Source organism: Halomonas sp. G11 (assembly GCF_001663515.1).
Lineage (GTDB): Bacteria > Pseudomonadota > Gammaproteobacteria > Pseudomonadales > Halomonadaceae > Vreelandella.
Map to the genome: position 1 here is coordinate 1 of NZ_LYXG01000017.1, position 14,661 is coordinate 14,661.

Genomic DNA, 14,661 nt, shown 5'->3' on the forward strand with positions numbered 1-14,661 from the left:
TTCCATGAATTTGAGGACAGTGACGCAGGCGCTCACCGGCTGGTGTTTGCCGACGACCCCCAGGTACTGACCCATCTCGGCGAGCGCACCTACCACAGCCGCGCTGGCGGCACCGCATCCACACGTCATGTACGCAAGCTCAGCCACACCGCCCGGGTGGCGACTTCGTCCGCCACGCTAAAAGACTACAGCTTCAAGAACCCGGCCTACGCGCAGCTGCACGACCATCTGGGCCGCGACGTCGAAGCGCACGGCCAGCAAGCGGACTACGAACACTACGACTATCCCGGCCGCTACAAGCAGGACGCTTCCGGCGAGCCCTTTACCCGTATCCGCCTGGAACAGCTGCGCCGGGAAGCGATCACCGCCAGCGCCGAAAGCGACCTGCCCGAACTTGCCCCCGGTCTGCGCTTTACGCTGACCGACCATGACACCGACAGCCTGAACCGCGACTGGCAGGCCATCAGTGTTCTTCACCACGGCGAACAGCCCCAGGCGCTGGAAGAGGATGGCATGATTGTCGGTAAAGAGTCTCAGGGCGATGCCAACGGGATGACCCGCTACCACAATCAGGTCACGCTGATCCCCGGTGATGCCCCCTGGCGTGCCACCCCGAATCCCAAGCCCCGTGTCGACGGCCCCCAGGTCGCCTTTGTGGTCGGCCCTGAGGGCGAAGAGATCCACTGCGACGAGCACGGCCGGGTCAAGGTCCAGTTCCCCTGGGATCGCTACGCCGAGCCGAATGAAACGGCGAGTTGCTGGGTGCGCGTCGCCCAAGGCTGGGCGGGCGGTGGCTATGGCAGCATCGCCATTCCGCGCATCGGCCACGAAGTGATTGTTTCCTTCCTGGAAGGCGACCCCGACCAGCCCTTGGTCACCGGGCGTACCTACCATGCGGTGAATACCGCGCCGTACCCGTTGCCCGAACACAAGACCCGCACGGTACTGCGCACCCAAAGCCACAAGGCCGAGGGCTTCAACGAACTGCGCTTCGAAGACCAGGCCGGCGAAGAGCAGATCTGGCTCCACGCCCAGAAAGACCTGGAGCTGCTGACGCTCAACGACCGTATTGAAGAGACCCACAACGACAGCTTCTTGAAGGTCAATCACGACCGCATCAGCGAGGTCGACAACGACGATCACCACACGGTGCACGGCAACCGTTTCGAGCATACCGAAGGCCAGCAGCACTTCACGGTACAAGGCACCCTGCATATCAACGCAGGCCAGGCCTGGCTGAGTGAAAGCGGCCGGGAACTGCATATCAAGGCAGGTCACAAAGTGGTGCTTGAGGCGGGTGACGAATTAAGCCTGAACGCTGGCGGCAGCTTTCTCAAGCTGGATGGCAGCGGCGTCACCGTGGTGGGCCCCAAGGTGCGCGTCAACGCAGGCGGCAGCCCCGGCAATGGCAGCGGGCAAGCGGTGGAAGGTCCGTTGTTGCCTGGACATGCGGTGGCGGAAGCGCATGAGGTCATACCGCCCGTCACCCATGAGGCGCTGCTGGAAGCTTCAGCACAGGAGGCTAGCATCGTCCAACTATGCCAAAAGCAGACCGATGGCAGTTGCCCACTGTCTGACTGTCCATGCCGGGGTAGGGCGAGTTAATGCGTTATGCAGTGAATCTTCCAGAGCAAAGCGAACGGCGCTACTGGTTGATCGATACGGCCAGCCTTCCCGAAGGTGAGGTGTTGCGTCGCTTCTATAGCGTGGTGGACCAGCCCATGTTTCGCTGGCTTTACGACGGCACGGCCTATCACGCCGTGCGAGAAAGCGGCCCCGTGCTGCTGGATATCACACACAATGCCAAGGTGTGGCAGCAATGCAGTGCAGACTGGATGCCGTATGCCGCATCGGTGGTCATCGACACGCCTGCCTCTCTGGATGACCTGCAACAGCGCCTGGCCGCCTGTCTGACCATCGACACGCCTGGCAGCGGGATGGGGCTGCTGCGCTTTCACGAGCCAGCCGTCTTGCACCTCTTGCTGGGTGAGGAACAACTCGATCAGACAGACCGCCTTATCCTGATGGGTGAGGACACTTGCTGGTCGTGGCCGCTTTGCCTGAGTCAGGAAAACATCGTCCATGAACGCTATTTCTCGGCGGACTGTAACAACCTGCCAGACGGTAAGCCGCTACGATTGGCGCCGGAGACTCAGCAGCGGCTGCAAGGCTTGAGGCAGTTTTCCCGGCTGATGCCCTTACTGGGCGACGCCATCCATTGTTTCGACCTGCTGCAAACAGAAGACGACTGCATCACCTCCCTTTGGCAGGCGCTGGAGCACTACTGGCACGACACCTGGCAACTCAATCTGTCACGCAAGCAAGCGGTGGAAAACGCGCAAGGCAAGCTGATAACGAGTGACGCATTTGAACACTTCATCGAGGCCCTTTCTCTCGGTGCAATGACATGACAAAGGACACGGGAATGTCACAGAACCATGCGTGCAGCCCCAAGGCGATCTACGTGGAAATTACCGGTCGTCATACGGATAACGACCAGAATGAATACTGGCTTTATCAGGGTGACGCCGCTGAAGAATGCCTGGCAGAGGGAGATGCTTCGGAAGGCCGTTACGGGCCGATTGTCGAGACCCAGCAAACGTACTTAGAAGAAGAGTTGGCAAACTATCGCTTGGTACAAAAGATAGGCGATATTGAAGTGCCGCTACTGCAGGTGGAAGATGTATCTCAATGCGGCCTGATTCCCAAGCAACGCGACTTCCAGCACAACCTGATGGTCTCGACCTTGCCCATGCTGTACATCGATCATCAGGAGCTGGCGGCAGGGCCATGCCGTGGCGGCTTCATCTACGTGTTTCTCGACAACCGACTGATCAGGGAGTTGGTAATATCCGGCGAGCCGAATCAAGCGCCGCGGTTCACCGATAGCGACATCGCGACGTACCGGCAACAGGGTGACGTTCCCACCGTTCGCGAGTTCACCGGTCCCGCTCTGGCACACCTCCATTTGCCCCTCAAGCTCAACGGTAAAACAGCCAATGTGCGCCTGGCTTTCTCCGACCATCCTTGGCCCTGGGCGCATATCGAACAGTTGGAAGCCAACCCAACGTTGATCAACCAGCGCTGCCAACCGCTTGCCCTCAATGAATCGTCAGTGAGTGCCATGCTGCAGGGCGACATGCGCAACATGTACACCCATAGCGTGGAGGTCGGCCGTGACGAGTGCGCTGGCAAGGCCGCCCTGGACTGGCTGCCGTCCATGCGCCCACGCGATGCGGTATATGAGCAAGCCTGGGGCAGCGCCAGGGACTATCTGGAAGATACCACAGCGGTGGGCTGGAACACCCTTGTCGAGCAGTTACAGGCCGAGCGTGAGTTCTTCGAGTCCGACGACCAACAGGCCGTAGCGCCAGACATTGATACACAGACGCGCCAACGGCACTTCTCCCCCGCGCTGCGTAGCTGCCTGGTGCAGCAATGGAACAATGCCTGCCGTGCGGATGATGAGCGTGCAGATGACGCTTCGCTTGCCATGCTTCCAGCGCCAGAGGGAACCGACGATTGCCTGGCGGCGCTTCGCGACCAGCAGCTCTGCGCTGTTTTCTTGCGCGACCCCAAACAGACGATTGACCACCTGATTGAGGATATCCAGTCGGGTCAGGAACTGCTTTGGTTACTCTCTGAAGGCATGAAATATCATCCCCACGGCAAGTCGGCTGAACTGATCCAGGCCAACTGTTTCATGCCGTATGGCCCGGATGGTGAAGAAAACCCGCTCTACCTCGACACCTGGTATGACACGCGTCTCGAACGCTCCCGGGAGAGCCTGTTCGCTCGCTTGATCAAGGAAGAAGAGCGCCGCCTGGCCCGCCTGCGGATCGACGAGCGGCTGTCGGCGCTGGTGACGCTGTTTAATGACACATCGCCGGGGGGCTTTTGCCATACCCTGCGCGACGCCATGCTGTTTGATGATCTTAACCACCTGGAGCCTTACGCGCTGCTGGCAAGGTGTATTGAGACCCTGCAAGCCGGCTTGAACTGCCTCGACCTCAAGGCAACGCCTGAAGAAGCCAAGACGCTCCAGGCTCCTGCAAAGTGTCGGCAAACCCTCGAGACGCTATTCGCGGCGACACAGCAGCGCGCGGGGCATGCCTGCTCGCCGTTGCTGTTCGCCGATGAGAACTGCAGCACGAACGTTTGGGGCAGCCCTTATGCCAGGAATCTGGACGTGCTGCAGGCGGCCGCCCAAAACGTCATGGACCAGCAGGATCAGGTCGCTACCCCGACCGGGGAACAACTGATTGCCTGGCAGCAGCGCCTGGATGAAGAAGTCGGTGATCTGGGGCCGGCCATGAGCCGCGCCCGCACGGCGCTCAACGGCGCGGACGCCGTGGCCAGCAGCATCGTACCGACCCTGCTCAACGCGGTGGCGGGCCTGAAGCTGGGTGAGACCATGACCATCACCCTGGCCTCCGATATAGCCGACCTCAAGGGCGCTTTAATGGGTGGCCTCCCCATCGAGGTGGCCGACGCCGATGGCGCCGTTCACTGGCTATTGCCCAGCCAGTTCAAACCTTTGACCGAGGAGATGGCGCAGGGCGGCATCGCCCTCCAGGCCGCCTCCGCCCGCAACGTCTTGGGCGGCGACGTCGCCTCGTCACCAGCGGCCACGGGCCGTGCACAGGTGACCGGCCAGGTGACCAGCGAGCAGGCCTTTCGATGGACCCAGACGGGGTATATTGGGCTTTGGTCGGGATTGGTGGTGTTGGAGGCGTTCAATCTGGTGTCGGCTATTGATGACGCTTTGCAGAAAGGAAGTATTAAAAACCTTCTAAAAGCTGCTAGTTCGACTATTGATGCCTCCCTGCTGACATTACAGGGCCTTAAGCTGTCCAATGTCCGCTGGGGTTGGGCCGTTAAGGCCAATGAGTTTCTTGATCAACGGTGGATCAAAAAGCCTGGGTGGCAAGAAGCCATGGGCGAGGCTGGCCAGATTCGCGGGGCTTTTGCATTCGCAGCAGGACTTTTTACCGCTTCCCTGGTGGCTAATGATGCCTACCAACTCTACCAGCGAGGGCTGAAGGACTCGGCTGGCTGGACAGCGGGTGCCAGTGGTGCCATCGGAGTGGGTTCCTATGTCGGGGCTGGCTATGGCCAAGGGTTGTCGAACGCCGCCAGGATGAACCTCGTGCGCAATCGATTTTTGCATGGCCTTTTGGGCTTGGTGGGTACGCCTCGCCCGGTACCGGTGATGCTGGTCAGCCTCGGGGTGGCGTTGGTATGTCAATACATGGCTACCAAAGCTCGCGATGATCGCCTCTCCCTCTGGGTACGCTATGGACCCTTCGGGAATCATCAAGATGAACTGGCAGGGAAGCTTCAGGCCTTGGCGGAGGACACCGAGGAGGATGCTCGGCAGGTGGACAAGCACGATTACCTCAAAGTCCTTCAGTCAGCTTCTCCTGAAAACGCGTATTTCCAGTTACTGCAAGGACTGTTCCAGGCACGCTTCGAGCTGGTGGCGCCCCAAGGGCTAGTCGATCTCGATTCTGATTTCGTTGACTGCGATATCGCCATTCGCATGACCTGCCCGGGGCTGCGCTACGGCGAGTTTCAAGTGCCCATCACGCAGGTAGAAGTAGACTACTCGGCCCCCGTGCCGGATAGGCGTCACACCTATCAATACGCCCCCATGGATAGCCGCCGCATACTGGTGGATCTTTCGAAACAAGATCCAGAGGACCCAACGGTGCGTTATTTGGGCATTCGCCTTCCTCGGGAGTGGCGTCGTCTGGGGGTTCCCACCACAGGGCTTGGCGATGTGCCCGCCAAATGGCTGGCGGCCAGTCATCACAGCTTCCGCCATGAGCCGGATTATCAACGCGAATACCACCAGGGCAGTTACCTGGTACGCATAACCCTGGGGGATCTTGAAGGGCAGGGCAGCGTGGAATACTGGGATCCAGTCGCAAGACAACATCGTAAGCTGGAAGATAGCGTTGCCTTTGCAGCGCAACCCTCGACGCTGACTTGGGTGTGGAACAAACAAGGAGCTGGAGTATGAGCCAGACGGAACAACCACAAGATCACTATGCCGAGACCGCGTTCCGGGCCGATGCTATTCCCCGTCAGGCCCCGCCCCCAGAGAAGAGTGTATGGGGGAAGCTGGGCAGTAACTTCGATATTGCCCGCCTGCCTTGGGGACATTATGTAGGCGTTAATCCATCGGAATTTGAATATGAATATTCCGGAGGATGGTATCGTGACTACGAGTATATGGGAGCGCAGGATTTCCATGACTTCAATCATCTTAACGAGTTGCGTTGGTCAAAGTTCGTCGATGAAGATATCGGCCTGGTCTACCGCTTTTTTCGCTTCTGGTTTGTTTTTTGGACGCATCTTCTTAGTTTTATTGGTCCAGGAGGCGGCAAGGGGGGAGGGTGGTTTGTTTCGGCAATAGGTGTATTTGTTTTACTGCTATTATTAATTTCTGCCTTTTTGGTAAATCCAGATGAGCCATTTCCATATGATGGGCTTTTGGTTCCGCTGTCATTTTTTTTAGTCTGTGGTGTGGCTACTGTATTTAAAACTCTGTTTGAGAAACATAGTATTCGTTTCTACAAGAGTAACCAGAACTGGTCGGATGATGTTGCTTTCTGTCGTCGTTCGGGCCTGGTCAAGAGCTTTCAGGGGAATTTTCCCTTCTACGAGTTCGATGCCTTTATCGAAATGAGCGCGGACATGAAGGGTAATCAGTATCATACCCTCAAGGTGCGTCATCGCTATCCGCAATTCAGCAAGGACAAACACAGCGGCTTGCCGTTAGAGTTCACCTTCCCCACCGATACCGGCAGTATCGCCGAGCGCTATGCCATGTGGGACATGCTGGGCCGCTACATGGATGTCAGCCAGCCGCTGCCAGACATTCCTCGCCTGGAGCCGTTCCGGCATCTTGACCCCACCACCAAGGCCTTCGATGAGGCGGGTAAGCGTGGTCGTCCAGCCACCTACTGGCGTGATCTCTACGCCAAGGCCAGCGAGCAGGAACTGAAACAATGGCGCGAGGAGCACCGAAAGGTGGTCGACGCCGCGCCCTGGGGCAGCCGCCCGGACTTGATGGCCCAATCCGTGCCCGGCTATGGCGGCAGCTATACCGCTGAGCCCGAAGACGTTAACGCCTACGGCCGCTTTCCCAACAAGGCGGACCGCTTTGTCGAGCGCGCTGAAGCAAAAGACGCATCCCCGCAGAATAAACGCGACGGTCATTAACGACACCACAGCAAGCATGATCAATATTTTCTTTCGGAAGGCTGTTGGCGGCCTTCCCTGGCGGTAACGTGGCTAAGCGGGTATGGAACAAACAAGGAGCTGGAGTATGAGCCAGACGGATCAACCACAAGATCACTATGCCGAGACCGCGTTCCGGGCCGACGCCATTCCCCGCCAGGCACCACCGCCAGAAAAAAGCACTTGGAAAAAACTGGGCAGTAACTTGGACGTGGCCCGGCTACCCTGGGGGAATTATGTTGGGGTTAATCCTACCCTCTATGAGTACGACAATGAGTGGTTTGAAGACTACCAATACATGAAGGAGGATTATCTTGCCTATGCCATGATTAATGAAGCGCGCTGGTCAAAGTTTGTCGATGAAAATATCAGCTTGCTTTATCGTTTCTTGCGATTTTGGTTTGTGGTCATCTCCCACGGGTTTAGTTTTATAGGTGGGGGGGGATACTTTATTACCGGTGTAGTAGCACTATGTACAATTCTATTTTTATTCGCAGCGGATAACATTATCGATGCGCTAACTCCACTAATCATTGTGGTGTCAGTATGTGGAGCCGCTACCATACTGCGAAAACTTTACGCGAAATACAGCATCCGCTTTTACAAAAGCAATAAAAACTGGTCTGACGATATCGCTTTTTGTCGGCGCACGGGTATGGTGAAGACCTTCCGTGGGGAGTTCCCTTTTTATGAGTTCGATGCCTTTATCGAAATGCGCGCGGATATGAAGGGTAATCAGTTCCATAGCCTCAAGGTGCGTCATCGCTATCCACAGCACAGCAAAGACGAGCGCAACGGTCTACCGCTTGACTTCGATTTCCCGGCCGACGGGAGTATTGCCCAGTTATATGCCATGTGGGACATGCTGGGCCGTTATATGGATGTCAGCCAGCCGCTGCCGGACATTCCCCGCCTGGAGCCGTTTCGTCATCTCGACCCTACCACCAAGGCCTTTGATGAGGCGGGTAAGCGCGGTCGCCCGGCGACCTACTGGCGTGATCTCTACGCCAAGGCCAGCGAGAAAGAACTCAAGCAGCTACGCGAAGAGCACCGCCAGATCGTGGACGCCGCCCCCTGGGGCAGCCGCCCGGATCTGATGGCCCAGTCGGTACCGGGTTATGGCGACAGCTATACCGCTGAGCCCGAAGACGTCAACGCCTACGGCCGCTTCCCCAACAAGTCGGACCGCTTTGTCGAGCGCGGTGAAGCAAAAGATGCATCCCCGCAGAATAAACGCGACGGCGATTAACGACACCACAGCAAGCATTATCAATACGTTCTTTCGGAAGGCCGCTGGCGGCCTTCCCTGGCGGTAACGGGCATGGAACACACAAGGAGCATGAGCCCGAAGGACTTTCCTCTGCGTGGGAAAACCGCTGATGACTACTGGATCAAGTAAAGGCTTAATGTCCGTTAAAGAGAACTTTGGCGATTACTACGCCGACACGGTCTATACCCCCACCAAGCGTCAGCAGCGGGAAGAGGCGAACCCTGAGCGGGACACCATCATTGAGTCGCGGCTATTATGGAGCCGCCGGATCCAGGACAACGGGACAAACTAAGAGTATGGCTATATAATATCGCCATCTCCTAGAACTGGGAGAATCAGCGTGTCAAAAAAAATGAAGACGATAAAATATTAAAAGAAATGAAGGTGCGCTATGATGAAAAGGTTATTATACCTCCTCATTACACAGCGCTAACCAGAGCTCTTTATGTTGCAATAGCTTTTGGACTAGTTCTATTTTTAAGGAAAGGTCGAAAATAAAATCAGGTAAGCGCCAGTCTTCACAGCCTGGTGGAAAGGCTGCTGTCATTAGGTTGTACAGTGAAGTAACTAAGTAAAATCAATTCAATGGTAAAAGGGGCGGTTGCAATGGAGTTTTCTAGTGCATTTAGGGCTAAGCCGATCGATAGGTTAGTTCAACCAATTGGTGGGATCATCATTATTGCCTACTCTCTGATGATGACAGCACTTTCAATGGAGATGCGCTTTTTCCTAGTGGCGGTGGGTGCTGTCGCGATAGCTTTCGGTATACTTTATCATTTTCATAAGGTTTTTAAGGTTTATGAAGATCATTTTGAGTTCAAGAAAACACCTATTTCGCCGTCGTTAAAGATTTATTATAGTAGTGTAGAAAGCTTTGAGAAGGTTGGTGGTAGTAAGCTGAAGGTTCTTTATATGCATAGTGGCGAAATTAAAAGGCGAACACTCTACATCGGTATGCTAAGTAAAGATGACCGCGATAAATTAATAGAACAATTAACTGCTCGAACCCCAGTTCTGCCAAGTAAAGGCTGAGATTTTAACGTTGATAGCTTTCTGATGTGTCTCATTCTTAGCGACTCCGCCAGCGCTGCCCGCCAACCATCACCAGGTGCAGTGGCAGGTAGACGGCTACCGGCCATATCAAGGTTAGCAGGAGCAGATACAACCAAGGGTCGAGGCTGTCTTGAGGTTGGCCAAAAGGGCCGTGTACCCAGTTGATATTACGCTCGGCGTCAGTGAGCAGGTAGGACAACGGCACCACGATCCAGGTCAGCAGGGTCTGCCACAGCAGGGCGCGGCGCGCGTAGCCCAGTTTCGCCACGCCGATGCCTGCCACCAGCGGGAGTACAACGTGATAAAGCGACATGGCCCGCGTCATGGGTGGGTGCTCGGGGTTGAACATGTACTCGGTGCCACCGATGGGGTGGACGCCGGTGAACGCCGCCGTCGCGACGTCAAGCGTCCACAGGCTACCGACCAGCGCCACCGCCAGCCACTGCATCGACATCAGGGTACGATGCTCCGTCCAAAGCGCCACCAGCAACAGGAAGTTTGCCACGTTGCACAGCCAGAAGAAATTCTGGGGGCCCAGCAGCACTGCATAGCTCGGCGCCCAGATCAGGACCCACAACGAAAAGGCCAGCTTCAGCCATCGAGGCACACCCGCTACCGGGGAATCGGCCATGGTCGTCTCCTTGTTGGCTAGACAAATCAACGTCGCTAGTTCACGGCACCCTTACTTCTCCAGCTCATCCCGCCAGGAATGGCGCGGTGCGAAACCGACCAGACGACGCGCTTTCTCAATGCTATAGAAGGTCTCGTGCTCGCCCATTTCCCGCTTGGTCGGTACCCCTGAGTAGAAGCGTTCAATCACCTGGGCGTTTGTTAGCCCCACCGATAGATCGTCATTGGCGACGTTGAACACCTGGTAGCCCAGGCCGTCCGTCTTCAGGCAGCAATCGACCATCTGGCCCAGGTCGCGGGCGTCGATGTAGGCGAAGATGTTGCGACGGCGCAGCGCCGGGTTGTCCATGTAGGTCGGGAAATGCTGGCGGTACTCGTGGGGCTCGATAACGTTATTGATGCGCAGGCCGTAGATATCGATACCCGAGCGTGCCTGGAAGGAGCGCGCGGTGACTTCGTTGACCACCTTGCTCATGGCGTAGCTGTCCTGAGGCACGGTGGGATGCTCTTCATCGACCGGCAGGTAATCCGGTTGCACCTCGCCGTCGGCAAAACACACGCCGTAGGTCGTCTCGCTGGAGGCAAAAATTACCTTGGGAATACCCAGCTTGGTGGCGGCATCCAGTACGTTGTAAGTGCTCAAGGTGTTGATGCGATACGTCTCGTTGTCCGGCCGGTGCAGGATGGCGGGTATCGCCGCAAAGTGGACAATGGCATCGTAGCGTGGCACGCCGGTGCCCGGTTCCAGCTCGTCCATTCCGGCGTAGGCGTGGCAGGCGTTGAACACCTGGCCAGCATCGGTGAGGTCTGTCTTCAGAGTGGAAATGCCGGGCACGTCGGATGTTGCCCAGTCCAGGTTGGTGACGCGGTGACCCTGGTCGCGAAGATAGGCGGTCGCATGGCGGCCCGCCTTGCCACTGCCACCGGTGAATAGAAGTCGCATAGGTATCCCCTGGTTAATGGTAAGCACCACATCACCTTAGCAAACAACGGCTAACCCCGCTGATTGATCACCTGGCTGTGCGCGTCATGACTAAATAGCATTGCGAAAACGCATCATCTGGCTGCCGTCGATGGGGTCGGCGAAGATATCGGCGTAGACACCAAAGGTCTGGCGTAGCCGGAATGCCGTGAGTACCTCTTTAGGCGGGCCGCTATCCACCAGGCGGCCGCCGTCCATTACACCGATGCGGTCACACTCCATGGCGTGGTTCAGGTCGTGCAGCGAGATAATCACCGTAACCGGAAGCTGCCTTACCAGCTCAAGGATCGACAGCTGGTGGCGGATATCCAGATGGTTGGTGGGCTCATCGAGCAGTAGAATCTTGGGTTGCTGCGCCAGTGCGCGGGCAATATGCACGCGCTGGCGCTCACCGCCGGAAAGCGTGTGCCAAAGCCGGTCGGCCATATGCGCCATATCGACATCGACCAGCGCCTGAACCACGATGGCATCATCTTCAGTTGACCAGGGGCGCAATGCGGTAAGAAAGGGCGTCCGGCCCAGCGCCACTACGTCACGCACGCTAATTCTATCGGTGGTATCGGCCTGCTGCTCGACTAAGGCAATAGACTGAGCAATCGCCCGTTGCTTGAGGTTGTGCAGGGGCTGGCTTTCCATTAGCACCTGTCCTGCTTTGGGTTTGTTCAAGCCTGCCAACAGGCGAAGTAGCGACGTCTTGCCCGAGCCGTTCGGCCCCACCAGGCCAAAGGTTTGGCCGGGCTCGACGGTAAGGTTAATGTCAATCAGTAGAGGCGTGCCATGCACTGACCAATCGAGTTTTTGAGCGGTTAACTGCATTACGACCTCTTGCCGCGCACGAGAATGAGCGCAAAGGCAGGTGCGCCAATCAGCGAAGTAATCACCCCGATCGGTAGCACTTGGCCGGGGATCAGAGTGCGCGAAAGAATATCTGAGCCAATCAAAAAGACCGCCCCAGCAAGCGCCGTGGCTGGAACCAATCGCGTGTGTTGGCTGCCTACGATAAAACGCATGGCATGGGGAATCACCAGCCCAACAAAGCCAATCGCCCCCACAATAGACACCATCACCGCCGTGACCAGCGCCATGGCGATAATCAGCATGCCACGCACCGGGCGCACCGCGATGCCCATGGAGGCGGCGCTGTCGGCACCGAAGGTAAAGGCATCCAGGGAGCGGCGGTGCCATAGGCAAACCAGTACCCCAAACAGCGCGGCAGGCACCGCCAAGGTCACATCGGCCCAGCGCACACCAGAAAGATTACCCATCAGCCAGAACATGATGCCCCGGGCCTGCTCGGCGCTCGCCGACTTGGTAATGATAAAAGCGGTCAGCGCATTGAACAGCTGCGAGCCGGCGATGCCTGCCAGAATAATCGCTCCCGCTGCCTGAACGCCGCGGCCACCCCCCACGCCGCTGTTGGCCGCATGGGCGAGCATCACCACGATACCAAAGGCGAGGAGGGCGCCCACAAAGGCACCCAGGGAGAGCGAAAGCGCCCCCGCGCCAAGGCCAGCGACGGCAACGGCCACCGCGCCGGTAGAGGCCCCAGCGGAAATGCCCATCAAGTAGGGGTCGGCCAAGGGATTGCGCAGCAGCGCCTGAAGCACGACCCCTGCCAGCGCCAGGCTGGTACCACAACAGGCAGCGACCACGGCGCGGCTAAGCCGGTAGTTCCAGATAATGCCTGCATCGATCCGGTCAACCGCATAATCCGCGCCCAGTAGCTGATTGGCGAGCACTTTGAGAATGGTATCAACGGGAATCGGTGTCTCGCCGATGGCGGTACCCGCGATTAGCGCCACTACGAGCACCAGCGGCGTGATCCATAACCAGCGCAGTGCAAAACCTGCCGTAGATAGCCGCGTTAACGCAATGCTCATTCGTCAAATGCCATTGTCGCTAGCGCCTCGGCCAGTGTTTCAAGGCCGTAAATAGTGCGCATCGTGGCGCTCATGGCGTGGGCATCCATCTCTATGATGTGGTTGTTTTTAACCGCCGTCATTTCACGGGTAACCGGGTCACTGTGCAGAAACTCACGCTTGGCTTCAATGTCGTCGGCAGGAAAGCGACGGCGATCCATGCGAGCGATAACAAGCACATCGGGGTCAGCCCTGGCGATGCTCTCCCAGCCCACCGTGGGCCACTCCTCATCGGACTCGATCACATTGCGCATACCGAGCTTATCCATCATATAGCCCGGTGCGCCCAACTGACCCGCAACAAAGGGGCTAACCCCCAGGTCTGTCGATGAGAACCAGAATGCCGCTGACAAGTCTTCCGGTAAATCAAGGCTGCTCGCCAAGTCGATAGCGCGCTGTTCGCGGTCGTTCAGCTCTGCTACTAACGCCTCGCCAGCGTCTTGAACGTCGTAGATCTTGGCTAACTCGGTGATCCCTTTATAGATGGAGTCCGTCGAGAAGGCGGCGGTGCGGGTGCCATCGCCGCCAGTAGAGTTATCCTTGGTGTCGCAGTCGGCAGGCATAATATAGGTGTTAATACCCAGCTCATGAAACTGTTCCCGGGTGGCGACGCTGCCGGTGGGGCCCACGTGCCACTCGTATTGTACCGCCACCAGGTCAGGCCGTTTATTGACCACGGCCTCAAAGCTTGGGTCGTCGTTGGCGATCCGCTCGATCGCTTCATTGACTTCAGCAAACTGGGGAAGGACCGGGGTGAACCACACCGAGGTGCCATTCACTCGATCAGCGAGCCCCAGCGAATAGAGGATCTCCGTGGCTGACTGGCCTACCGTCACCGTTCGCTCCGGGGGCGACGCCACGCTGATCTCTACACCGCAATTGGTTAGCGTAAGCGGGTAGTCGGTGGAGGCGTAAGCTGCCTGGGCAAGGCCAACAGCGCTCGCGGCGATGGCCGTGGTCAATCTCAACATCATGTACACTCCCGTGCATGATGAGCTCCGCATTCGGCCAGAAAACACTGGCCGAGCCACTTCGCTCGATGTAAGCAATATATCGGCAGTTCTCCTGACTGACGGGTCATGGCTAGCTCGCCTTCCCAGACAATGTGTCCAGTGGCATCAAAAAGCATCGCTCGCCGCCTACAGTTGCGGGGGCAGTTCCGTTTCGCGGCAAGCCGCGGCGGATTCTCTATTAAGTTCCGTGGGGAACACCGACACTGGCTATTCTAGGTGGCAGGGGGATAGCGAACAACACAAAGCCTAAGGATCTTATGAAACCCTACCATAAAAGCAATGTTATAACATTTATTCCGAAGGCGTGTAAAAATCCGACGGCATTCTTAGCGTCAGCTGATATATGCCTTCGCAAAGTTAATAGCTTGTAACAAATTGGCCTCGCCGCCATGCCTTCCTCTATACTGAACACCTTTTATATTCCCACTTCTTTATGAATGGTTTTATTATCCCTCAGCTAATCGCCATGAATCATATTCAAGTCTCGCAGCCATCAAATCAGCTGGCGGATGTTGACCGGCTGACCGGCTTGGCCAGCACGGGAGG

12 protein-coding genes and 1 riboswitch are annotated in these 14,661 nt (G+C 57.2%); of the genes, 7 read left to right on the plus strand and 5 right to left on the minus strand.

All coding sequences use genetic code 11. The annotated features are described in order from the left end of the window. From ADS46_RS08910 to ADS46_RS08940, 7 genes are all read left to right on the plus strand, one after another. A partial coding sequence (locus ADS46_RS08910; protein ID WP_066319034.1) for a type VI secretion system Vgr family protein occupies positions 1-1,605 on the plus strand: 1,605 nt, incomplete at its 5' end. Next, on the plus strand, positions 1,605-2,411 hold the full coding sequence (locus ADS46_RS08915; RefSeq protein ID WP_066319036.1) for a DUF4123 domain-containing protein: 807 nt from the start codon (positions 1,605-1,607) through the stop codon (positions 2,409-2,411). The genes ADS46_RS08910 and ADS46_RS08915, both read left to right, overlap by 1 nt. A 14-nt stretch (positions 2,412-2,425) precedes the next feature. Continuing rightward, positions 2,426-6,025, plus strand: a complete 3,600-nt coding sequence (locus ADS46_RS08920; protein WP_066319039.1) for a hypothetical protein — start codon at positions 2,426-2,428, stop codon at positions 6,023-6,025. Then, positions 6,022-7,230 (plus strand): hypothetical protein, encoded by a 1,209-nt coding sequence (locus ADS46_RS08925; protein WP_066319044.1) that lies wholly within the window; start codon positions 6,022-6,024, stop codon positions 7,228-7,230. The genes ADS46_RS08920 and ADS46_RS08925 overlap by 4 nt, the downstream gene beginning before the upstream one ends. A 106-nt stretch (positions 7,231-7,336) precedes the next feature. Continuing rightward, a complete protein-coding gene (locus ADS46_RS08930) occupies positions 7,337-8,497 on the plus strand; it encodes a hypothetical protein (protein WP_066319046.1) in 1,161 nt (386 codons plus the stop codon). Between the two features lie 157 nt (positions 8,498-8,654). Further along, a complete protein-coding gene (locus ADS46_RS08935) occupies positions 8,655-8,810 on the plus strand; it encodes a hypothetical protein (RefSeq protein WP_156524491.1) in 156 nt (51 codons plus the stop codon). A 314-nt stretch (positions 8,811-9,124) separates the two neighbouring features. Beyond that, positions 9,125-9,550: a hypothetical protein gene (locus ADS46_RS08940; protein ID WP_066319050.1), complete on the plus strand. Its 426-nt coding sequence runs from the start codon at positions 9,125-9,127 to the stop codon at positions 9,548-9,550. Between the two features lie 37 nt (positions 9,551-9,587). On the opposite strand, the gene ADS46_RS08945 is transcribed toward ADS46_RS08940, so the two are convergent. The 5 genes from ADS46_RS08945 to ADS46_RS08965 form a co-directional block, all read right to left on the minus strand. After that, positions 9,588-10,202, minus strand: coding sequence for a hypothetical protein (locus ADS46_RS08945; RefSeq protein ID WP_066319052.1), 615 nt, complete (start codon positions 10,200-10,202; stop codon positions 9,588-9,590). Positions 10,203-10,253: 51 nt separating this feature from the next. Then, positions 10,254-11,144 (minus strand): NAD-dependent epimerase/dehydratase family protein, encoded by an 891-nt coding sequence (locus ADS46_RS08950; RefSeq protein WP_066319054.1) that lies wholly within the window; start codon positions 11,142-11,144, stop codon positions 10,254-10,256. Positions 11,145-11,234: 90 nt separating this feature from the next. Continuing rightward, complete coding sequence (locus tag ADS46_RS08955; RefSeq protein WP_066319057.1) at positions 11,235-11,999, minus strand: ABC transporter ATP-binding protein; 765 nt, start codon at positions 11,997-11,999, stop codon at positions 11,235-11,237. Then, positions 11,999-13,063: a FecCD family ABC transporter permease gene (locus ADS46_RS08960; protein WP_066319060.1), complete on the minus strand. Its 1,065-nt coding sequence runs from the start codon at positions 13,061-13,063 to the stop codon at positions 11,999-12,001. The genes ADS46_RS08955 and ADS46_RS08960 overlap by 1 nt, the downstream gene beginning before the upstream one ends. After that, positions 13,060-14,076, minus strand: a complete 1,017-nt coding sequence (locus tag ADS46_RS08965) for an ABC transporter substrate-binding protein (RefSeq protein ID WP_066319062.1) — start codon at positions 14,074-14,076, stop codon at positions 13,060-13,062. Before ADS46_RS08965 ends, ADS46_RS08960 begins: the two co-directional genes overlap by 4 nt. 63 nt (positions 14,077-14,139) lie before the next feature. Continuing rightward, positions 14,140-14,332, minus strand: a riboswitch (cobalamin riboswitch). Positions 14,333-14,661: the final 329 nt, after the last annotated feature.